This is a genomic window from Pseudomonas sp. MH9.2 (genome assembly GCF_034353875.1).
GTDB lineage: Bacteria > Pseudomonadota > Gammaproteobacteria > Pseudomonadales > Pseudomonadaceae > Aquipseudomonas.
In genome coordinates this window covers 2032594-2054841 of the sequence record NZ_CP133784.1, presented here as the reverse complement: position 1 = coordinate 2054841, position 22248 = coordinate 2032594, and the positions used below count along the sequence as shown (strand labels likewise).

The window sequence follows — 22248 nt, the reverse complement described above, 5'->3', positions numbered from 1 at the left end:
GTCTACCGGACAATCTTGTCCACGTGGATGGCCAGTTTTTTCAGGCGATACCATAGGCTGCGCTCGGAGACCCCGATCAAGTGTGCGGCAGCGGCCTGGACGCCGTGGGTTTCATGCAGGGCGGCGAGGATGTAGGCTTTTTCCACTTCGGCGAGGGCCGCATCCAGATCTTTCGGGATATTTGCCCCTTCGCTGACTAGATTGATGACGCTGCTGTCTAGCGGGCGCGAGCCGAACAGGTAGGCCGGTAGGTCGCTTTCTTCAATGATGTGGCTGGAGGCGACGATGGTGGCGCGCTCTACACAGTTTTGTAGCTCGCGAATATTGCCCGGCCAAGGGTAATTGGTCATCGCCAGCATGGCTTCCGGGCTGAAACCGGTGATGCGTTTGCCTGCTGCGGCGCCCAGGGTGTGGGCAAAATGCATGGCCAGTGGTGCGATGTCGTCGGCCCGCTCGCGCAGGGGGGGCAGGGGGATCGGGAACACATTCAGGCGGTAGTAAAGGTCCTCACGGAACTCCTTTTTCGCCACGGCGTCGAGCAGGTCTTTGTTGGTCGCGGCAATCACCCGCACATCAACTTTGCGCTCACGTGAATCACCCACGGGCTCGATCACCCGTTCCTGTAAGGCACGCAGGATTTTCGCCTGCAGTGCCAGCGGCATGTCGCCGACTTCATCAAGAAATAGTGTGCCTTTGTCGGCCTGCATGAACCGTCCGACGCGATCAGCCACTGCGCCAGTGAAGGCGCCCTTGCGATGGCCGAACATTTCGCTCTCAAGCAAGCCTTCAGGGATTGCCGCGCAGTTGACCGCAATAAAGGGCTGGTCCGCGCGGTTGCCGTGTTTGTGGATCGCCCGTGCGACCATTTCTTTGCCGGTCCCGCTTTCGCCGGTCAGCAAGATGGTGGCGTTGCTTTCTCGCACCGAATCCACTGCCTGCAGCACTCGCTGAAAGGCCGGACTCTCGCCCACCAGGCTGTCGATCTGCTGATGCTGATCGAGTTCGGCGCGCAGACGTGCGTTGTCACGCAGGATGTCGCGAAATTGCAGGGCCTTGTTGACCGTGATGTCGAGTTCATCGATATCAAAGGGCTTGCTGATGTAGTCATACGCGCCGTTGCGCATCGACTGCACAGCGTTTTTCACCGTGCTGTAAGCGGTCATGACGATCACCGGCAGCAGAGGGAAGCGGAGTTTTATTTCAGCCAGCAATTGCGGGCCATCCATGCCTGGCATGCGCCAGTCAGTGATCACCAGATCGATCTCTTCGCGTTCGAGCACCGCCAAGGCATGCAGGCCGTTGCCGGCAGTGAACACCTGGATATCATTCTGGCTCAGGGCCGAAGCCAGCAGTTCGCAGAGCTTGGGCTCATCATCAACCACCAGCACGTTATGGCTCATGACCACTCTCCATCATAGGCTGGGATATACAGATTGAAGGTCGCCCCGACCCCCACCTGGCTGACGCATTCTACCCGGCCATCGTGGTTTTCCATGATCGAGAAGACCTTCGCCAGGCCCAATCCTGTGCCGGATGCCTTGGTCGTGACAAATGGGCTGAAGATACGTTCGATCATGTCCGGTTCAATACCGTGGCCTGTGTCGGAAATACTGATGACCGTAGTGTCTTCAACGATAGCAATACCGATCGTCAAGCGACCGCCCGAGGGCATCGCGTCGATCGCATTGAGGACCAGGTTCAGACAGGCCTGGGTCAGTTGCCGGGCGTCGGCATAAATCATGGCATTGGCATCGTGCTCGACGATCACCGCTTCGATATTATGGGTCGATAGTTCCGGCGCACAAAACCCCAGCAAGTCATCCAGCAGAGGCCTGGCCCGTTGCGTGGAGCGGATCGGCGCACTGGGTTTGGCGAAGTCGAGGAACTCGGTGATCAGGTCGTTGATCCGGGTGACCTCTGAAATCACATACTCCAGGTGGCGCTTGTCGGTTTCCGGCAGCTGCGCACGGCGGTGCAGCAATTGGGTGGCCGTTTTGATGATGCCCAGCGGGTTGCGGATCTCGTGGGCCAACCCCATCGCCACTTCGCCCAAGGTATGCAGACGGTCACGGCGGCGCAGTTGTGCTTCCAGATGCTGAAGCTCTTTGAGGCGTTCGGTCATGTCGTTGAAGGTCACGCTGAGTTCAGCCAATTCGTCAGTGCCGATGACCTCGACGCGCTGACGGTAATCGCCAGCGGTCACAGCCCTTACGCCTTCGGACAAACCGCGCAGTGGCTTGGTCAGTCGTTGTGAAATCAACCAACCGACGCTCAGCGACAGGGCCGAGCCCAACAGCAGGATCAGCATGAATAAATTGGTCTGATTGACCAGTCCGACCAGAGAGGTATGCCGTAGCAGGCCGCTGAAAATGATGCCTTGAAGCTCCCCGGTGTCATTGAAAATCGGCGTGTAAAGACCGGCATAGCTGGTGGTGAACTGCTCGCTGGGCTCTTTAGTCTCGCGCAATGTCTGTTCGATTTCGGGTGGCACGATCGCCGGGTGGTTCATAAAGCGCTGTGTTGAAAAAATCTCGCTGAAGCCGCCCGTGTCTTTCATGTACAGCCGCAGGTCGAGGGAGTGCACATCAGCCACGCTGGTAAGGAAGCTGTTGTCCAGATAGGTCCCGACCAGTAACTCATAATCGACGTCATCCTGAGTCGACTGATAGGTCGAAACAACGACGCCCGTGAACACGCTGCCGTTATGGATGGTTTGCATTACAGCGTTGGGCGCGATACTGATCTGCTCGATGATATTGTCGGCAACGGTGGAGAAAACCACTTTGTGGTCACTGCTGCGGATCAGCGCGACAACTTCGATGCCCATCGCATTAGCGAGGTCGGTGGTCAATTTGTTGTGCCGGGCGGCAGAGGGGGCCGACGGGCGGGTATTTTGCAGGAACAACTGAGAGACCCTGTTGTTAACCCGCAGGATTTCGCTGATCTCGTCCTGGACGATCCGGGTCGATTCCTGCAACCAAACACTGACGTTACTTTCAAAAATCTGCGACACGGTGGTCGCCGCCAATTCGGCGGCGATCATTGTCGGAATGACGCTGACCAGCCAGAACGCGAGGACCAGTTTGCGCTGTACGGTCCAGTGCGAAAGGGTAAACGTTTTTCGGGTGCGGCTTTTTTCTTCGCTCATCAACGCTCGCTTATTGCAGCAGCCGTGCCAGGGTCGAATCGCTCCTGTGTACAGCGAGTTTGCCCCGTTTCAATACAGTGCTCCAGCGCCCCGGGAAAACAATTATTGCAGGCGGCGCTGCTTGCCCAAAGACGGAAGAAGGCAGGTGGGGTGAGCATGTTGAGCTCAGGCCAGTTGCCGATGATCATTCAGAGGAACAGCCTGGAGGGACGGTTGCTCGGTCAGGCTGTCGATAAAGTCTGCGCTCAGCGTGATCACCTTACGGTACTGCAGGTCGACGGTAATCATGTGATAGCAGTTGTCGAGCAGTACTTTAGTGACCTTGCCGCCAAGGTGCTTCTCGACATAATCAGCATTCCAGCGGCTGGTGATGTCGTCTTCGATGGAGTGCAACACTAACGCAGGCGTGGTGACCGAAGGCATTTCTCGTTTCACGACGGCAACCAATCGATGCAGTTCGCGAACATTGACACCTGACATGGTCAGTAATCCGGCATTGCTGCTTTCGCCGGCTTTCATCTGGCGTTCGACGATAGCCCGCAAGCGCTTGTCTTTGATGCCGTAAGGCGATGTTTCGTTGAAACGGCACAGGTGCACGCCGAATGGAATGGCCATCAGTAGCGGTGTCAGTACCGCAGCTTTTGGCATGTTCCAGCCGTCGTAGCGCAAGGTCGTCGAATACAGCAGCAGGCCGGCGATTTGCCCCGGATGCTCGGCAGCCATGTGCATGGACATCACGGCGCCCATCGACAGCCCGCCGACGAACACCTGCGCGTGGCGTTGGCGGATGCCGACAAAGGCCTTGCGCGCGCTCTCGTACCAGTCTTTCCAACCTGTGGCTTGCAGGTCGGCGTTGTCGCCGCAGTGCCCGGCAAGCGTGGGTACGTACACGGTGTACCCACGCTTGGCCAAGCCTTGGGCAACCCGACGTAACTCCGTCGGGGTGCCGGTCAGGCCGTGGATCAACAACACCGCGACCGGACCACTGCCGAGAACGAAACTGGCGTTACCTTCGCCCATATCGATCTCTGGCAGGTTCACCGCTTCATGGCTCTATGCAGCAGGCGGTCGAGCAGGGCAATGCCCAGATCGATTTCTGCGTAGCTGATTTCCAGCGACGGAGCCAAGGTGATGACGTTCTTGTAGTAACCGCCCACATCGAGGATAAGGCCTAAGCGCTTGCCGTCGATTTCGATGTCGCCCTTCATGCCTTCGTCAACCATGAAGTCGAGTGTGGCCTTGTCCGGGGTGAAGCCATCCGGGCCGCAGATTTCTGCGCGCAGTGCCAAGCCCAAGCCGTCGACGTCGCCGATGATCGGGTAGCGTTTTTGCAGGTCTTGCAGGCCAGCCAGGAAGTACTTGCCCTTTTCCATGACCATCGCGCCGTAGTCGACTTCGGAGGTCATTTTGAACATTTCCAGACCTACCGCAGTACCCAGTGGGTTGGAGGCGAAGGTGGAGTGAGTCGAACCTGGCGGGAAGATTTTTGGGTTGATCAGTTCTTCGCGAGCCCAGATACCGCCCAATGGGTTGAGGCCGTTGGTCAGCGCTTTGCCGAACACGATTACATCAGGTTTGACGTCGAAGTGCTCAATGGACCACAGCTTGCCGGTGCGGAAGAAACCCATCTGGATTTCGTCGACCACCATCAGGATGCCGTGCTGATCCAGCACTTGCTTCAGTTCTTTGTAGAAGTTCATCGGCGGGATAACGTAGCCGCCAGTGCCCTGAATCGGCTCGACGTAGAATGCCGCGTATTCACACTGGTTGGTTTTCGGGTCCCAGACACCGTTGTATTCAGTCTCGAACAGGCGGGCGAACTGCTGTACGCAGTAGCTGCCATATTCTTCTTTGGTCATGCCTTTCGGACCACGGAAGTGGTAAGGGAAAGGAATGAACTGCGCTCGCTCGCCAAAATGGCCGTAGCGGCGACGATAGCGATAGCTGGAAGTGATTGACGAAGCGCCCAGGGTACGGCCGTGATAACCGCCTTCGAAAGCGAACATCAAGCTTTTGCCGTTGCTGGCGTTACGGACCACTTTCAAGGAGTCTTCGATGGACTGCGAACCGCCGACGTTGAAGTGAACGCGACCGTCAAGACCGAACTTGTTCTTGGCGTCTACGGCGATCATTTCTGACAGCTCGATTTTGCCACGGTGCAGGTATTGGCTGGCAATCTGCGGCATGGAGTCGATCTGTTGCTTGAGTGCGTTATTCAAGCGTGGGTTGGCGTAACCGAAGTTGACCGCCGAGTACCACATTTGCAGGTCGAGGTAAGCCTGGTCACTGGTGTCGTAGACGTACGAACCTTCACAGCGATTGAAAATGCGCGGCGGGTCGATGTAGTGAACGGTGTCGCCAAAGGAGCAATACTTAGCTTCTTTCTCCAGAAGAATCTGGTCTTCAGGGGTTGCGATACGAATTTCAGACATGGTGGAAGAGTTCCTGCTGTTCAAGAGGGAGGCTGATTGCGCGGGCCGGTTCGCTGTGAGGCAAGCGGGCGAGCAAAGCGGGTAAGTCGGCGAACGAGTCGAAGCGGGCATACGGAATGCCAGTGCGTTCGCAATGTTCGGCCAGGCGATCTTTGGCGAAAACGAAGTCGGCGGTCCCGGCCACGCACATGTCGGATTGACCGTCACCGATCACCAGGATGCGTTTGCCTTTGGGGGCGGACTTGCATTTGCAGTTGCCGGAGGCTGCGCGGCAGGCATCGCTGGAATGCGGGAACTCGATGCGCCAGCTGTCCTGATCGACCTGGCGCAGGCGATTGGCAATGATTGGCAGCAGCGGGCACTCATGCCGCGAAAGAACGCGGGCGATGCCTTGTTCGATGCCGTCGCTGACGATGTCCAGCGTCGCGCCGCGACTCAGGATAAGTTCGACGAAGTCAGGAAATGCCGGGTCTATATCGACGGTGTCGAAATAGCCGAGGAGCTGGGATGGTGAGGCTTTCACCAGCGCGAGCTGCCGACCCAGGCATTCTCGCGAGCCGATCTTGCCAGAGAGCCATTCGTCTTCGATGGCCTCCCAGCTAGGGTCGGCGAAACGCTCGAGGATGTTATCCACAGCGTCGGTCCGGGTGACGGTCCCATCGAAATCACACACGATATGCCAGTGCATCATCTGCAGGTGCCTATTTGATAAGGTCGATCAGGTAAGTAGAGAGCGCGCTTTGCGCTTGCAGTGGGGTACAGCATGGACTGTGCCAATATGCGCAAATCCCTCTATCAGTGGTTTTTGGCAGCCGCCGCCGAGCACAGCAGACCAGCAAGCTACAATTTTTGTAGGTTGCTACAAACAACATAAGTGCTTGCATTGGGGGGGTGTTTAGGCATTGATGCGCGCATGTTTTTCTGTTTGAGTTAGTTTTTATGCCTACTTTCGGGCTAAATCGCTGTTTTTTACTCACAAGTTTTGCGTGTATTTTCGGTTTCAGCTCGCCTGGACAGGCTGAGCCAATCGTTGGCGATCTTGGTATGGCTCTTAGCTATGGACCTCATGATCCCAGCGGGAGCAGTTACGAAGTCCGGCCTTTGCCCTATATGGACCTGACCTGGGGTGACCTCGGTCTCAGTTCGGACGATGGCTTGTCCTGGAAGGCGCTGAAGGGGGGTGGCTGGAGCGCCGGGCCGTTCCTTAACTATGTTCCGGGCCGGAATGCCAATGGCTTATTGCGCGGCTTGCGTGATGTATCGGACATGGGCGAGGCCGGTGGTTTCGTGCAATACAGCCCTGATGATTTCTGGCGTGTATATGCCCAAATGGGGCATGCGCTGGGTGGTAGCGATGGTCAGGGCGGGGTGCTGGGCCGGATAGGTGGTGAGCTGGGTTATCCACTGGGGTTGGGCATTATTGGCGATACGTCGGTGACGGCGAATTATGCGGATGGCCGGCAAGCCCAAACTTTTTACGGCGTGAGTGCACAGGAGGCCCAGGCCTCGGGCATTCGTCAATACGACGCCAGCGGCGGCCTGCAGAACGTTACCCTGACCCAGAGCGCGCAGTTCCCCCTTGGCCGAGGCTGGCTACTGCTGACCAGCGCCAGCTGGACTCATCTGGTCGGTTCAGCTGCGGACAGTTCAATCGTCAAACAACGAGGCAACGATAACCAGGGCGAGGTCAGTATCGCCGTGGCTTATCATTTCAACGGCCTCTAGAGTCGTCGGTTAGAAGCGGGCACGACCCTTACGTGGCCGCTGGTTGTTGCCCTTCCGCCAGCAGCACAATCCCGCCAATGATCACGCACACACCCAGCCAGTGCATCGGGCTGATGGTTTCGCCCAAGCCGAGCCATGAGCCGAGCAGTACTACCACGAACACCAGTGAGCTCAAGGGAAAGGCCAGCGACAGGTTGCTGCGGCGCAGGATCAGCATCCAGCTGAGGAACGAGCCGATATAGCAGACAATTGCGACCATGACCGCCAGATTGCTCACCGCAGCCAGTAGCCAGCTCACACCGAACGGAATGGAGGCCAGTCCGTCTCCGCCCACTTTCAGTGATATTTGCGCGCCGCTTTCAAAGGCGATCAATAGTGCCCAGAGGCCAATGCTTGCGCCACGCCCTTCAATCCAACTCTTTGTCATAGAGGCCTCAAATGCCCGTTGCGCAAACCAGCATGACGCCGGTAGTGATGACGAAAGTGCCGAGCCAGCGCCGTCGACTGACGGTTTCGCCCAACACCAGGCGTCCACCCAGCACCACGCCGCAATAGCTCAGGCTGATCGCCGGAAACACCAGGCTCAGCGGTGCCAGTGACAGTACCTCCAGCCAGGCAACGAAAAGAACGGAATAACAGGCGACCCCACACCATAGCAGGGGCGCACCGGCGATTTGTCGCCAGAAATTGCGCAAACGAAAGCCGCCCACGTGCTCGGGCAGCCGATCCAGGCCGAGCTTGAAAGCGAGTTGGCCAATTACATCGAGCACGATGCATAGCGCGATCAGCAGGATCACGGTTGGGGTCAAGGGAGCAGCTCCTGCCAGTTGGCCGAGGGGAAGTGGGTCGGATGAATGCAAGGGATGGGCCAGTGCAGGAATGCGCCGGCCTGGGTACAGGCTGTGTGCGAATGTGTCGACGCGCTTACCCGTGAAACCGAATCCAGAATGTCACCAGCAAGGTTGCCGCGACCAGCCAGGCCAGTGCCGCAAGGGCAAGGGATACTTCCAGACGCCAGCGGTCGACCATCAGGTACAGCGCTGCCAGGTAGATGAAGTAGGGAATGATCGACCACATGCCGAACAGGATGGTGGTCTTCAAATCGTCCAGTGAGCGACCCTTACCGACGATGTAGTGGGCGATCAGGGCGAAGGTCGGGAACAGCGGCACCAGGCCGGCGATGTAGTAATTTTTGGTTTTTGCCAGCGCGGCCAGAATCACCACCACAGCAGCGCCCAGCAGGGCTTTGAAAATCAGGTCCACGATGGCCTCTTAATTCAGATGGCAAAGGGGGCGGGACGATCAACCCAACCCGTATTTTTTGACCTTGTCGAACAACGTGGTCTTGGCCATGCCCAGTTCCTGACTGGCCTGACTGAGGTTGCCGCCGCTGCGTTGCAAGGCATCGCTGAGCAGGTTCTTTTCAAATGCCTCCACCGCTTCGGCAAAGTCCAGGCTGTTGCCAGCTATGCTTGCGCCGGACTTCTTGAACGCCGGCAAGCCGAGGGCGTAACGCTCGGCGACGTTACGCAGTTCGCGCACATTGCCCGGCCAGTCGTGGCTCATCAGGCTCGACAGGGTTTGACGATCCAGCTCCGGGGTTTCGCGATCGAAGCGTAACGATGCGAGCTGTAAGAAGTGCTCGAACAACTGCAGGATGTCCTCGCGGCGTTCGCGCAACGGAGGCAATTCCAGAGTGACCACGTTCAGCCGGTAATACAGGTCGCTGCGAAACTGACCGACCTTGCTCAACTCATCCAGATCGGACTTGGTCGCGGCAATCACCCGGCAGTCCACTGCGACGCTCTGGTTCGAGCCCAGGCGTTCCAGCGTGCGCTCCTGCAACACCCGCAGCAGTTTGATCTGCAGGGTTATCGGCATGCTTTCGACTTCATCGAGAAACAGTGTGCCGTTGTGGGCATGTTCGATTTTGCCAATGCGACGCTTGCCTGCGCCGGTAAATGCGTTGGCTTCGTGGCCGAAGATCTCGCTTTCGAACAGGCTCTCCGGCAGACCGCCACAGTTGAGCGCGACGAACTGCTGAGAATGGCGGCGACTGAAGTCGTGCAGGCAGCGGGCAACCAACTCCTTGCCCGTGCCGGTTTCGCCTTCGATCAGGACGTTGGCTGAGGTGTCTGCAACATTGGTGATCAACGCCCGCAGGTTTTGCATGGCCGGCGATCGCCCGATGATTCGGCCTTCCAGTGAGTTTCGCTCGGCCAGTTGTCGGCGCAGCGACCACACCTCACGCGCCAGGCTGCGTTGCTCCAGAGCGCGTCGGGCAACGTCCACCAGACGCTCGGGGGAGAAGGGTTTTTCCATGAAGTCGTAAGCGCCGTCGCGCATTGCGTTGACGGCCATGGAAATATCGCCGTGACCGGTAATCAGCACCACCGGCAGGCTGCGGTCTCGCGCCTTGAGGCGGGTCAGCAATTCCAGTCCGTCGATTCCCGGCAAACGGATATCGCTGATGACGATGCCGGCGAAGTCTTCGCCAATCCTAGCCAGCGCCTCTTCGGCACTGCCCACGCCTTCGCTGGGAATGTCTTCCAGGGCCAAGGCTTGCTGGCAACCCAGGAGGACGTGTGGGTCGTCTTCGACGATCAGAACGGTCAGGTCGCTGTTCATGCTGTTCGGCTCATTAATAGCGGCTCATATCGGCTCGGCTTCAGGAGGTGCGGGCGTATCGAGCAGTGGCAGGCTCAGGATAAAAGCGGTGCCGCCGCTGGAAGGATGCTCGGCGCTGAGACTGCCCCCGGCTGCGGCAGCGAGGCTGGCAGAAAGGGTCAGGCCAAGGCCAAGGCCATGTTCACCGGGTTTGGTGGTGAAGAACGGTTCGAACAGATGCTTGCGCGCTTCGGGTCCGATACCGTGACCATTGTCGCGCACATAGAGGCGGTAGCGGCCGTCGGCGATTTCACCTTCGAGCCACAACTCGGGCAAGGGCTGGGCCTGCATTGCATCCAGGGCATTGCCGACGAGGTTGACCAGGATTTGTTCCAGGCGCGTTTGATCGATTCGCAAGGACACGTCTTCAAAATGCTCATGCAGCGTGAGGTCGAAGTTCTCCAGTCGGCCATTGAGAACCTGCAGTGCGGCGTCGACGGCCTTGCGCAACGACGCCTGGCCTTTGTCATCTCCACGTCGGGCAAAGGCGCGCAGGCTGGCGGTGATCCGGCCCATGCGATCGACCAGCTCATTGATGGTTCGCAGGTTAGTGCTGGCGGTGTCCAGTGCGCCGCGCTCAATGAAGCGTACGGTATTGCCGGACAAGGTGCGCAAGGCGGCCAAGGGTTGATTGAGTTCGTGGGCGATGCTGGTGGACATCTGGCCGATGGCGGCAAGTTTGCCGGCCTGGACCAGTTCATCCTGAGCGCGACGCAATGTGTCTTCGGCGAGGCGCCGTTCGCGGATCTGCGCTTTTAGGCGTTCGTTGCTGGCACGCAGATCGGCGGTTCGCTCGGCAATTTTGCGCTCGAGTTCATCGTTGGCTTCTTGCAGGGCTTCGCGGGCAGCCAGTCGAGTGGCGATCACTTTGCGTCGCTCATTCCAGGCGATCAGCAGAAACGCCACCAGTGCGCAGGCCACCGCGACCAACATTCCCTGGCGTGCGGCTTCGCTGCGCAACTCCTGCAATGGTGTCAGCAGGGTCAAGTGCCACGGCGTATCGTTCAGCCGTCGGGTCTGGGCCAGGTAGCTGACGTCGGTAGGGTCGTGATCGACGCTGGTATTGGCGGGGAAGGTCAGTTTCTCGACGCCCTCGGCCAGTTGCTCCCGGGCCAGCGGAACCAATTCATTCAGCGGCCACCAGTAATACTGCAGACTGCGCGCGAGCCGCTCCTTGGTTTCCGGCGTCAGCGGGCGAACCGATTTCAGCCGGCGCGACGGGTCGCTGGACAGAATGATGATGCCATTCTCATCGGTAACGAAGGCTTCCAGCCGAGCCCGTTGCCAGCGCTCCTCCAAGGCTTCGAGGCGCACTTTGATCACGGCGACGCCAATGATCTTGCCTTGCTGTTCCAGGCCATGGGCCAGGTAATAGCCGGGCTCTCCGGTGGTGCTGCCAATCCCGTAGAACCGACCGGGGAGGCCGCGCACCGCGTCCTGAAAGTAAGCGCGGAACGACAGGTCCTCGCCCAGATAACTGTCGGCATCACGCCAGTTGCTGGTGGCCAGCACGCGACCGGTGGTGTCGAGGACGTAAATCGCTCGGCTACGACTGCGGCGATTCAGGCCTTCCAGGTATTCGTTGACGTCCTGACGCAGCTCCGGCGCAGGGTCATTCAATAGACGCGAGACGTTGGCTTCGAGCTCGAGAACGCTCGGCAGGTAGGTGTATTTGCTGATCTCGCTTTCTACGGTGCGGGCGTGCAGCTCCAGTTGCCGTTCACCGTTCTCGCTCAGGGCTTGAACGCCGTTGTGCTCGCTGATCAGATAGCTGACATAGCCCAGCGCGACCATCAGCAAGACGACCAGCGGGGGCAAAAACAGATGGCGTATCAGGCGGGGTTTCACGGCAAGTGATGGCGGCGCGGCGCGATAGAGGTTGGGATCGCATTTCATCACAGTCGTCCGGGACCGACCAGCAGCCTGTGCCCAATAAAGGTGGGCACAGACAGCCGGACTTACTTAGTGTTGCAGGATCTTGGCAAGGAAGTGCTGGGCGCGCTCGGAGCGTGCGGTCACATCACCAAAGAACTCTTCTTTCTCGCAATCTTCGACGATTTGCCCCTGATCCATGAAGATCACTCGGTTCGCCACTTTGCGGGCGAAGCCCATTTCATGGGTCACGCACATCATGGTCATGCCTTCGTGGGCCAGTTGCACCATGACGTCGAGCACTTCGTTGACCATTTCCGGGTCCAAAGCCGAGGTCGGTTCATCGAACAGCATGACCACCGGGTCCATCGCCAACGCCCGGGCAATCGCCACACGTTGCTGCTGACCACCGGAAAGTTGCCCCGGGTGCTTGTTGGCATGCGCGGACAAGCCGACACGCTCAAGCAGCTTGAGGCCTTTTTCGGTGGCTTCGGCCTTGCTGCGGCCAAGGACCTTGATCTGGGCGATGGTCAGGTTTTCGACGATGCTCAGGTGCGGGAACAGTTCGAAATGCTGAAACACCATGCCGACCCGCGAACGCAGTTTGGGCAGGTTGGTCTTGGGGTCGCTGATCGAGGTGCCATCGACAATGATGTCGCCCTTCTGGAAGGGTTCCAGCGCGTTCACGCACTTGATCAGTGTCGATTTGCCAGAGCCGGATGGGCCGCAAACCACCACCACTTCACCTTTTTTGACCTCGGTGCTGCAGTCAGTCAGCACCTGGAAGTCTCCGTACCACTTGTTGATATTCTTGATGGAAATCATACGGCAAACCTTTTTTGCAGACGCTTCACCAGCAGCGAGGCGGCAAAGCTGATCGTGAAATACACCAGACCGGCGAAGATCAGGAACTCATTGGAACGGCCAATGATGTCGCCACTGGAGCGCGTGGCATTGAGGAAGTCCACCAGGCCGACTGCATACACCAGCGACGTGTCCTGGAACAAAATGATGCTCTGCTGCAGCAGCAGCGGGGTCATTTTGCGAAACGCCTGAGGCAGGATGATCAAGCGCATCATTTGCCCGTAGTTCATCCCTAACGCCTGGGCTGCGCCCATCTGGCCTTTTGGGATGGACTGGACACCGGCCCGTACGATTTCGCAGAAGTACGCGGCCTCGAACATCATGAACGCCACCAGGCAGGAGGTGAACGCTCCGATCGGGGTGTCCTCGCCAGTGATCCAGCGCAGCACAAACGGCACCGCCAGATAGAACCAGGTGATTACCAGCAGCAGCGGGATCGAGCGAAAGTAGTTCACGTAAGCGCCAGCGAGCCTTGCCAGCAACTTGCTCGATGACAAGCGCATCAATGCCAGGACAGTGCCAAGCGCAATGCCGCCGATGACGCCCAGCGCCATCAGTTGCAGGGTCAAGATCATGCCGTTCCACATCCCCGGCAGGGCGGGAACAATTCCACTGAAGTCCATTATTTACCTCCCAGGGAAATCAGCCCGGGCACTGCAATTTTCTTCTCGATCATGCGCATCAACAGCATCAGGCTCATGTTCAAGGTGAAGTAGATCAGCGTCGCCAAGGTGAAGGCTTCGAACAGGTTGGCGGAGAACTCGGCGGTCTGTTTGGTCTGCGCAAGCAGCTCCATAAGGCCGATTAACGAGGCTACGGACGAGTTCTTGAAGACGTTCAGGAATTCCGAGGTCAGGGGTGGAATGATGATGCGATAGGCCTGGGGCAGCAGCACGTTCCAGTAGATCTGTGGCAGTTTGAAGCCCATGGCTCTGGCCGCCGATTCCTGGCCGCCAGGCAGCGCCTGGATACCGGTGCGCACTTGTTCGCAAACCCGTGCAGCAGTGAACAGGCCAAGACAGACCACGACGCTTAGAAAAGCCGATGTCGTGGGGTTGAGGTCTTGCTTGTACCACTGCTGAAGGTTGTCAGGCAGCAAATCCGGCACCAGGAAGTACCAGATAAACAATTGCACCAGCAGCGGAACATTGCGGAAAAGTTCCACGTAAACCGTGGCAATGCCCGACACCCAGCGGTTAGGCACAGTACGCATGACCCCGAGCACAGAGCCCAGCAGTAAAGCGATGATCCAGGCGGCGACGGCAATAGCGATGGTCCAGCCCAGACCGGTGAGGTACCAGTCCAGATAGATTTCTTTGCCGATACCGGTGGACTTGAGGAATACGCCCCAGTCCCAGTTGTAATTCATCAGGGTCTCCCCTCAGTTTGATCGATTCACAGGCACCGTCGTTCACTTGAGCGCGCGTTTGCGTGCCCAAGTGAAGATTAACCAGTGCTTAGATGGCTTTGTCGGGAGCTGGCTTATCGGTAGGGTTGGCGATCAGGTTTTTCAGCTCGTCGCTCATCGGGAAGTTCAGGTTCAGACCCTTCGGCGGGATCGGCTGCATGAACCACTTGGCGTAGATCGTGTTGATCTCGCCCGAGGTGAAGGTTGCCTTGATCGCGTCATCGACAGCTTTCTTGAACGGGGCGTCGTCTTTACGAACCATGCAGCCGTAGATTTCATAGGACTGCGCGGTGCCGGTCACTGCCCAGTCATCAGGCTTCTTGGCTTTGGCCATTTCGCCTGCGAGCAGTGCATCATCCATCATGAACGCGACCGCACGGCCGGACTCGAGCATGTTGAAGGATTCGCCATGGTCCTTGGCAGAGATGACATTCATGCCCATCTGCTTGTCGGCGTTCATCGATTTGATGATGCGCTCGGACGTGGTGCCCGCAGTGGTCACGACGTTCTTGCCTTTCAGATCGGCGAAGTCTTTGTACGGAGAGTCTTTTTTGGCCAGCAGGCGCGTCCCGATTTCGAAGATGCCTACTGAGAAGTCAACTTGTTGACCGCGTTCGGCGTTGTTGGTGGTGGAACCGCACTCAAGGTCTACAGTGCCGTTTTGCACCAGCGGGATACGGGTTTGCGACGTGACCAGGTTGTATTTGACCTTCAGGTCAGGCATGGCCAGGTCTTTCTTGATGGCTTCGACGACTTTCAGCTGGATATCGTGGGAGTAGCCGACCGGAATCCCGGAAGCGTCAGCGATATAGGAGAACGGGATGGAGGCGTCGCGGTGTCCGAGGGTGATGGTGCCAGACTCTTTGATTTTCTTCAGTGTGCCGGTGAGTTCGGCAGCGAAAACTGGAGTGCTAATCAGAGCGGCAGCGATTGCTGCGCCCAAAATATGGGGAACGATGCGCATCAGTTGATCCTCGGCTTTGTTTTTTTTATGGGGACCTGTGTGGAGGTCCTCTGAATAAACGAGTGTGTTCAACGGCGGCCCAATCAGGCGCACGCTACAGTCGGCACATTCGACATTGAGTGTAGAGCATGACTCATGCCAAAGCGGAGATAAGGATTAAAATATTGATTTGTATCGTTTTTATTTGATGCTATGACGCAGGAGAATCTGGCCGCGTCCGGCAGTCCGAACTAATCGGGGCAGCGCGTTCGGAAAACCGAATGACTTGAGGCTGCTGCACAACAACCTCCCCTTTGCGAGGAGGCTGTTGGCGGGGAGGGTCAGGCGGCTTCGATGCTGCTTTTATTGCGCGTGACCGTGTTGAGGTAGTCCTGCACGCGCACCTGCTCGCTCGGTGTGGTGAATAGACCCAACTTGCTGCGACGCCAAAGAATGTCTTCGGCATCCAGAGCCCATTCCTCGCTGCACAGATAATCGACTTCGCGGGTGTAGAGGCCGCCCCCGAGGTGCTCGCCCATATCGGCGAGGCTCTGCACACCTTCGAGCAGGCGCCAGCTGCGGCTGCCGTAGGTGCGGGCCCAGCGCTGGGCAACGTCGCTTGGCAGCCAGTCGAAGCGTTTCGTCAATTCATCACTCAGGGCCTGTGGCGTGCTCATGTCTTCGCCCCCGGGCAGGCTGGCAGTGGCGGTCCAGCTTGGTTTCATGTGCGGGAAGAAGGGCGCAAGGTGGGTCATCGCCGATTCAGCCAGCTTGCGATAAGTCGTCAACTTGCCGCCGAACACCGATAGGATCGGTGCTTCTTCAGCGCTGCCCGAGAGTGACAGCGTGTAATCGCGGGTCACCGCCGAAGGGTTGTCCGATTCGTCATTGCACAGCGGACGAACGCCCGAGTAGGTTCGCACGATGTCGCTGCGGCTCAGTTGTTTCTTGAAGTGCTCATTGACCACTTTGAGCAGGTAGTCGATTTCGTCTTCGGTAATCGTCACCTTGCTCGGATCGCCCTGATATTCACGGTCCGTGGTGCCAATGATGGTGAAGCGTTCCAGGTAAGGAATCGTGAAGACGATGCGCTGATCTTCGTTTTGCAGAATGAACGCGTTTTCGCCCTCGTACAGTTTGGGCACGATCAGGTGGCTGCCCTGAATCAGGCGGATCCCGTAAGGGGAGTCGAGTTTAAGGTCATCACGAATGAATTTGGCAACCCAAGGCCCGGCGGCGTTGACCAGCGCTTTGGCGCGAATGGAAAACAGGCTGCCGTCGGAACGTTCCATGTTCATGTGCCACAGGCCCTTACTGCGACGGGCGTTGATGCAGCGCGTTTGGGTATGAACGTGCGCGCCGTTTTCACGCGCGGCCATGGCGTTGAGTACCACCAGGCGGGCGTCGTCGACCCAGCAATCGGAGTATTCGAAACCACGGGTTATCGTCGCGTTTAGCGGGCTGTCGCTGCCAAAGCGCAGGCTGCGCGAGGCGGGCAGTTTTTCCCGCTTGCCCAGATGATCATACAAGAACAGGCCGGCACGGATCATCCACGCAGGGCGCAGATGCGGACGATGAGGGAGCACGAAGCGCATCGGCTTGACGATATGCGGCGCTTTGGCCAGCAGCACTTCACGTTCGGCGAGCGCTTCTCGTACCAGGCGAAACTCATAATGTTCGAGATAGCGCAGTCCACCATGGATCAGCTTGCTGCTGGCTGATGATGTATGGCTGGCCAAGTCATCCTTTTCGCAAAGGAACACCGATAAACCGCGACCGGCAGCGTCCGCGGCTATCCCTACGCCATTGATACCACCGCCAATGACGGCGATGTCGTAGATTTCGGAAAGCGGTGGCACGGGCAAGGTGGTGTGGGGCATTTGATGGCCTCCTGTCTGGATCTTCAAAACATAGCTTCGAACGGCGAATCCGAACATTTATGTTCAATTTCGAAAATCATAGCGCAATAAAGAGCGCGCATCCAGTCTGCATTCATTGAAAATACTGATGGGAGGGGAGGTAAGTGAATAAATTCGAACATTTTAATTCAGTGTGCCAGGCACGCGCGCGTCGCGTCCCTGGCGAATGAACTCGCTCCCATAGAGCGTTTGTGGTCTCTGGGGGGACGAATTTATTCGCGATGAAAGCTGAATGTCAGACGATAGATAGATGTCGGGAGGTCAGACCACTTCCAGACGAATCTTGTACTGGGTCAATAACTGCATCAGCGCAGGGACGGGGGCCTCGTCGGTGACCAGGCAGTCGATCAGGCTGATCGGTCCCAGGCGGACCATGGCGTTGCGTCCGAACTTGCTGGAGTCGGCGGCCAACAGTACTTTTCGGGCGTTGGCGATGATCGCCTGGGACACCCGTACTTCCTGATAATCAAAGTCCAGCAAACTGCCGTCTTCATCAATGCCGCTAATACCGACCAAGGCGAAGTCGACTTTGAACTGATTGATGAAGTCGACACAGGCTTGACCCACCACGCCGCCATCGCGGCGAACAGTGCCGCCAGCCAGCAGGACTTCAAAGTCATCCTTGGCGCTGAGGATCGAGGCCACATGCAGGTTGTTGGTGATGATTTTCAGGTTGTTGTGATTCAGCAGCGCGCGGGCAATGGATTCGGTGGTGGTGCCGATATTGATGAACAGCGAGGCGTGGTCCGGGATCTGCGCGGCAATGGCCTCGGCGATCCGTTGTTTCTCGTCGCGCATCTGGTCTGCACGCATGGCGTAGGCTGTGTTCTCGATGCTCGAGTCATAGGCTGCGCCGCCATGGTAGCGGCGCAACAGGCTCATTTCCGCCAATTGATTGATATCACGGCGGATGGTTTGCGGGGTCACGACAAACAGCTGAGCCATTTCTTCAATGCTGACATAGCCGCGTTCGCGTACCAGCTCGAGGATCTGCTGCTGGCGGGGAGGCAGGTTCATTGTTTTGATTTTCCTATCGGGCTGCCAAACGAATGGCGACCATCATGCCGCAGCCTAATAGCGCTGTCAGCCGGAAACTCATACCGCTCCCCGCCCTTGCGGGCAGTCGTCGATCAGTTGCTTTCTTCGTGCGGTTCCCAATCGCGGGTGCGGCTCACGGCTTTTTTCCAGCCGGCATAGAGTTTTTCTCTTTCCTCTTCGGCAAGTTGCGGTTCGAATTCGCGCTCGATCACCGCTTTGCTGCGCAACTCGTCCAGGCTGCCCCAGAAACCGATGGCCAGGCCGGCGAGATAAGCAGCGCCCAGTGCGGTGGTTTCACGCATTTGCGGACGTTCGACCATCGTCCCGAGAATGTCGGCCTGGAACTGCATTAAAAAGTTGTTGGCCACAGCGCCGCCGTCCACACGCAAGGCTTTGAGGCGCTCGCCGGAATCCTGCTGCATGGCGTCCAGCACGTCACGCGTCTGGTAGGCGATCGATTCAAGCGCGGCACGAATGATGTGGTCGACCTTGACCCCGCGCGTCAGGCCGAACAATGCACCACGGGCATACGGGTCCCAGTACGGCGCGCCCAGTCCGGTAAAGGCGGGGACGAGGTAGACGCCATTGCTGTCCTTGACCTTGCCGGCGAAGTACTCGGTGTCCAGCGCGTCATTGATGAGTTTCAGTTCGTCTCGCAGCCACTGGATGGTGGAGCCACCGTTGAACACAGCGCCTTCAAGGGCATAAGCGACTTCGCCGCGCGGTCCGCAGGCGATGGTGGTCAGCATGCCGTGTTGCGACTTCACGGCTTTCTTTCCGGTATTCATCAACAGGAAGCAGCCGGTGCCGTAGGTGTTCTTGGCCTGACCGGGTTCAACGCACATCTGGCCGAACAAGGCCGCTTGCTGGTCTCCCGCAATACCGGCGATAGGGATGCCGCTTTTGCTGTGGCCGTAAACCTCAGAGGAGGACCGTACCTCAGGCAGCATCTCGCGTGGAATATCCAGCACCTTCAGCATTTTTTCATCCCATTCCAGGGTATGAATATTGAAGAGCAGGGTGCGCGAGGCGTTGGTGTAGTCGGTGACGTGAACCTTGCCGCCGGTGAATTTCCAGATCAGCCAGCTATCAATGGTGCCGAACAGCAGCTCGCCTTTGCGTGCGCGCTCTCGGCTGCCTTCGACGTGATCGAGAATCCACTTGAGCTTGGTGCCGGAGAAGTAGGGGTCGGTGACCAGCCCTGTCGTTTCCTTGATGTAGTCTTCCAGTCCGTCACGCTTGAGTTGCTGACAGATTTCGGTGCTGCGGCGGCATTGCCAGACAATCGCGTTGTAGATAGGGCGGCCGGTTTCTTTTTCCCATACGACGGTGGTTTCCCGCTGATTGGTGATGCCGATGGCCGCAATCTGATCATGATGCAGATCAGCTTGGGCGAGTGCCTTGGTCATGCACGCGGTCTGGGTGGCGAAGATTTCCATGGGGTCATGTTCGACCCATCCCGCTTGCGGGTAATGCTGGACGAACTCGCTTTGCGCGGAACTGACCACGTTGGCATCGCGGTCGAAAATAATGGCGCGTGAACTGGTCGTACCCTGGTCAAGGGCAATGATGTAGTTCTTATTCTGTGTGTCAGTCATGTCGATTGCCTTGCACTGGATGGGTGAGGTTCAAGATGAAGCCTGAGCTTTGCTGCGAACGACGTTAGCGTCCTTATTCTCTACAACAAGGGCGCTGGGCAGGTGGCGAGCGATCAGCCCGCGATAGCTTGCAGCGCCCAGACAGGCACCAAGGATTGGCGCGAAAATCGGGATCAGAAAGTAGGGGATTTCACGGCCGCCAGTAAACGCCATCGGACCCCAGCCTGCGAAGAATGTCATGAGCTTGGGACCGAAATCCCGCGCCGGGTTCATCGCAAACCCGGTCAGTGGTCCCATGGCGCTACCAATCACGGCGATCAACAAGCCAATCAGTAGCGGCGCCATCGGGCCTCGAGGCAAGCCGTTGTTGTCGTCGGTCAGGGACATGATCACGCACATGAGAATGGCGGTGATCACCACTTCAACCAAAAAGGCTTGTCCGGTGGATATCGCCGGATTGGGGTACGTGGAAAAGATTGAAGCCAGCTCAAGACTGGCTTGAGTCCCGCGAATCATGTGGTGTACGTGTTCGAATTCGAAGAACAGGCTGATGTAGAGCAGGTACACCAACGCGGCCGCGGAAAAGGCGCCGGTCACTTGGGCGAGAATGTAAAGTGGCAGCTTTCTCTTTTCAAAGTCACCGAAAATACATAACGCAATGCTTACTGCAGGATTGAGATGCGCGCCGGATACGCCGGCGGTCAGGTAAATCGCCATGCTGACGCCAATGCCCCAGATGATACTGATTTCCCACAATCCAAAGCTGGCGCCAGCGACCTTGAGCGCTGCAACACAACCGGTACCAAAAAAAATCAACAACGCGGTGCCCAGAAATTCAGCCAGGCATTGACCCGTCAGCGTGGGTTGTTGCAGGGGTTGCGGTATAGCCGTTGTCATGGAAACCTCTTTTTTTGTTGTTCTAAAACGCTGAAGGAAAGTCATCAGCGCTTATTTTTTCCACATCAGAGAAGTCCTCGTCTCCGAGCAGCCAACGATCCTTAGTCACCACCAAATCGAAAATATTCGTTATCGAAAAAATATAGACAAGAAAGAATGCTGTCAAAGGTCGAAAGTGAACCATAGGCCATAATCTGACCGCCAGTCTTTAGTTCGTTGCCCATTTCTATGTAGGAAACATCTTATTGCTGACCTGAAATTTTTTTTGGTACCGTCCATGACGGCGACATAGCTTGAATATCGCTGCCGATAAGGTGTTTTGGCTGGAGATGTCCTAAAGTAGGCGTCTTGATCTCAACGTCCCGCGACATCCCGGAGAGCTGCATGACCCCCGCATTGGATTTGTTGAAAAAAGTTCGCGCAGATCACCGTGTGCACAGTTATGAACACGACCCGAAGGCGGCCTCTTATGGTCTGGAGGCGGCTGAGAAGCTTGGTCTGGAGCCTGCGCAGGTGTTCAAAACCCTGTTGGCGGTGACTGAAAAAGGCGAATTGCTGGTGGCGGTGGTCCCGGTCGTCGGAAGTCTTGATCTCAAAGCGCTGGCGCATGCAGCGGGGGCAAAAAAAGTCGAAATGGCTGATCCCGCAGCTGCTCAGCGCGCCACAGGCTATTTATTGGGCGGCATTAGCCCGTTAGGGCAGAAGAAGAGATTGCGTACTTTCATCGATCAATCGGCACAGTCCTTCGCCACTCTCTTCGTCAGCGCCGGGCGTCGAGGCCTGGAGGTGGAGCTTTCGGCTGCCGTACTGGCCGGGCTCACCCAGGCAACATTTTCCGGGATTGGTCGCGCCTAGCGCTCTGTATTGTCGATAACGACACGTTCTGTGACTGGCGGTGCATCCGGCGGACGCGCATGCTGGGGCAACTAATGTCAGGGATGGGCCCACTCATGCAGCTTGAATTTCACCAGGTTGACGCTTTCAGTAACCGCCCGTTCAGTGGCAACCCGGCGATGGTTTATCGACTGGATGCCTGGCTGGCGGATGAGTTGATGCAGCAGATTGCTGCCGAGCACAACCTGGCGGAAACCGCGTTTCTGGTCCGTGAAGCTCAGGGCTGGCACATCCGCTGGTTCACTCCAGCCACCGAAGTCCCATTGTGTGGTCACGCCACCCTGGCCAGCGCTTACGTGTTGTTCGAGGTCTACAAAGAGCCGGTCGAGCGGATAGATTTTATTGGCAAGTCCGGCGCCATGAGCGTCACCCGCGAAAACGATCGGTTGTTGCTGGACTTTCCGGCCCTGATGCCCCACGAAGTGGGGGTAACTGTCGAGCTTCAGCGCGCGCTGGGCGTCGATATCGTCGATGTGTTGGGCTCGACCGAGTTGCTGGTGGTCCTGGAGTCCGAACAGGCGGTGCGCGACTGCACGCCCGATATGGCCGCGCTGGCGCGTTTACCGTGGCCAGGCGTTATCGTCACGGCCATGGGCACCCAGCATGATTTTGTCTCCCGCTACTTCGCACCGGCCATCGGTATCCCCGAAGACCCGGTGACCGGCTCGACCCACTGCAGCTTGATCCCCTATTGGTCGAAGCGTCTTGGCAAGCAGGGGTTGACCGCCTACCAATGCTCGGCCCGTGGCGGCGAACTGTTCTGTCGACTGGAGGGCGGGCGGGTCAAAATCGGTGGGCATGCAACCTTGGTGGCGAGCGGGAAGTTATTGCTCGGTTGATGCC

At 57.7% G+C, this 22248-nt stretch carries 21 protein-coding genes; 3 read left to right on the top strand and 18 right to left on the bottom strand.

Annotation, left to right across the window (positions count from 1 at the left end):
- Nucleotides 1–2: 2 nt before the first annotated feature.
- The 5 genes from RHM55_RS09640 to RHM55_RS09620 form a co-directional block, all read right to left on the bottom strand.
- Entirely contained in the window at nt 3–1400 is a 1398-nt protein-coding gene (locus tag RHM55_RS09640; RefSeq protein WP_322181474.1) for a sigma-54 dependent transcriptional regulator, read from the bottom strand.
- The gene (locus tag RHM55_RS09635) at nt 1397–3148 is read right to left on the bottom strand and encodes an ATP-binding protein (protein ID WP_322181472.1); all 1752 of its coding nucleotides are present in this window, start codon (nt 3146–3148) and stop codon (nt 1397–1399) included. The genes RHM55_RS09640 and RHM55_RS09635 overlap by 4 nt, the downstream gene beginning before the upstream one ends.
- Nucleotides 3149–3313: 165 nt before the next feature.
- Complete coding sequence (locus RHM55_RS09630) at nt 3314–4189, bottom strand: alpha/beta hydrolase (protein WP_322181470.1); 876 nt, start codon at nt 4187–4189, stop codon at nt 3314–3316.
- Entirely contained in the window at nt 4186–5580 is a 1395-nt protein-coding gene (locus tag RHM55_RS09625; protein WP_322181467.1) for an aspartate aminotransferase family protein, read from the bottom strand. The genes RHM55_RS09630 and RHM55_RS09625 overlap by 4 nt, the downstream gene beginning before the upstream one ends.
- Nucleotides 5573–6271 (bottom strand): MtnX-like HAD-IB family phosphatase, encoded by a 699-nt coding sequence (locus RHM55_RS09620; protein ID WP_322181465.1) that lies wholly within the window; start codon nt 6269–6271, stop codon nt 5573–5575. Before RHM55_RS09620 ends, RHM55_RS09625 begins: the two co-directional genes overlap by 8 nt.
- A 248-nt stretch (nt 6272–6519) precedes the next feature.
- Between RHM55_RS09620 and RHM55_RS09615 the strand changes: the two genes are divergently transcribed.
- Nucleotides 6520–7305, top strand: a complete 786-nt coding sequence (locus RHM55_RS09615; RefSeq protein ID WP_322181463.1) for a MipA/OmpV family protein — start codon at nt 6520–6522, stop codon at nt 7303–7305.
- A gap of 28 nt (nt 7306–7333) precedes the next feature.
- On the opposite strand, the gene RHM55_RS09610 is transcribed toward RHM55_RS09615, so the two are convergent.
- From RHM55_RS09610 to RHM55_RS09550, 13 genes are all read right to left on the bottom strand, one after another.
- Nucleotides 7334–7732: an EamA family transporter gene (locus RHM55_RS09610; protein WP_322181460.1), complete on the bottom strand. Its 399-nt coding sequence runs from the start codon at nt 7730–7732 to the stop codon at nt 7334–7336.
- 7 nt (nt 7733–7739) lie between these two features.
- A complete protein-coding gene (locus tag RHM55_RS09605; RefSeq protein ID WP_322181458.1) occupies nt 7740–8114 on the bottom strand; it encodes a transporter in 375 nt (124 codons plus the stop codon).
- A gap of 115 nt (nt 8115–8229) precedes the next feature.
- The gene (locus tag RHM55_RS09600; protein WP_219062347.1) at nt 8230–8559 is read right to left on the bottom strand and encodes a GlpM family protein; all 330 of its coding nucleotides are present in this window, start codon (nt 8557–8559) and stop codon (nt 8230–8232) included.
- 48 nt (nt 8560–8607) lie between these two features.
- The gene (locus tag RHM55_RS09595; protein WP_322181456.1) at nt 8608–9933 is read right to left on the bottom strand and encodes a sigma-54 dependent transcriptional regulator; all 1326 of its coding nucleotides are present in this window, start codon (nt 9931–9933) and stop codon (nt 8608–8610) included.
- Nucleotides 9934–9957: 24 nt separating this feature from the next.
- The gene (locus tag RHM55_RS09590; protein WP_322181455.1) at nt 9958–11868 is read right to left on the bottom strand and encodes a sensor histidine kinase; all 1911 of its coding nucleotides are present in this window, start codon (nt 11866–11868) and stop codon (nt 9958–9960) included.
- 66 nt (nt 11869–11934) lie between these two features.
- The gene (locus RHM55_RS09585) at nt 11935–12669 is read right to left on the bottom strand and encodes an amino acid ABC transporter ATP-binding protein (RefSeq protein ID WP_219062062.1); all 735 of its coding nucleotides are present in this window, start codon (nt 12667–12669) and stop codon (nt 11935–11937) included.
- On the bottom strand, nt 12666–13334 hold the full coding sequence (locus tag RHM55_RS09580; RefSeq protein ID WP_322182827.1) for an amino acid ABC transporter permease: 669 nt from the start codon (nt 13332–13334) through the stop codon (nt 12666–12668). Before RHM55_RS09580 ends, RHM55_RS09585 begins: the two co-directional genes overlap by 4 nt.
- Nucleotides 13331–14077 (bottom strand): amino acid ABC transporter permease, encoded by a 747-nt coding sequence (locus RHM55_RS09575; RefSeq protein WP_322181454.1) that lies wholly within the window; start codon nt 14075–14077, stop codon nt 13331–13333. The genes RHM55_RS09580 and RHM55_RS09575 overlap by 4 nt, the downstream gene beginning before the upstream one ends.
- An 88-nt stretch (nt 14078–14165) precedes the next feature.
- Nucleotides 14166–15080 carry a glutamate/aspartate ABC transporter substrate-binding protein gene (locus tag RHM55_RS09570; protein ID WP_322181453.1) on the bottom strand — a complete coding sequence of 305 codons (915 nt, stop codon included), beginning with the start codon at nt 15078–15080 and terminating at the stop codon, nt 14166–14168.
- 320 nt (nt 15081–15400) lie between these two features.
- Entirely contained in the window at nt 15401–16939 is a 1539-nt protein-coding gene (gene glpD / locus RHM55_RS09565) for a glycerol-3-phosphate dehydrogenase (protein WP_322181451.1), read from the bottom strand.
- A gap of 300 nt (nt 16940–17239) precedes the next feature.
- Nucleotides 17240–17995, bottom strand: coding sequence for a DeoR/GlpR family transcriptional regulator (locus RHM55_RS09560; protein ID WP_219062058.1), 756 nt, complete (start codon nt 17993–17995; stop codon nt 17240–17242).
- 113 nt (nt 17996–18108) lie between these two features.
- Entirely contained in the window at nt 18109–19614 is a 1506-nt protein-coding gene (gene glpK / locus RHM55_RS09555) for a glycerol kinase GlpK (protein ID WP_322181448.1), read from the bottom strand.
- A gap of 30 nt (nt 19615–19644) precedes the next feature.
- Nucleotides 19645–20511, bottom strand: a complete 867-nt coding sequence (locus RHM55_RS09550; RefSeq protein WP_322181446.1) for an MIP/aquaporin family protein — start codon at nt 20509–20511, stop codon at nt 19645–19647.
- A gap of 384 nt (nt 20512–20895) precedes the next feature.
- On the opposite strand from RHM55_RS09550, the gene ybaK reads away from it, so the two are divergent.
- Together ybaK and RHM55_RS09540 are read left to right on the top strand one after the other, a co-directional pair.
- The gene (ybaK, locus tag RHM55_RS09545; protein ID WP_322181444.1) at nt 20896–21366 is read left to right on the top strand and encodes a Cys-tRNA(Pro) deacylase; all 471 of its coding nucleotides are present in this window, start codon (nt 20896–20898) and stop codon (nt 21364–21366) included.
- 95 nt (nt 21367–21461) lie between these two features.
- A complete protein-coding gene (locus tag RHM55_RS09540; protein ID WP_322181442.1) occupies nt 21462–22244 on the top strand; it encodes a PhzF family phenazine biosynthesis protein in 783 nt (260 codons plus the stop codon).
- The last annotated feature ends 4 nt before the right edge of the window (nt 22245–22248 follow it).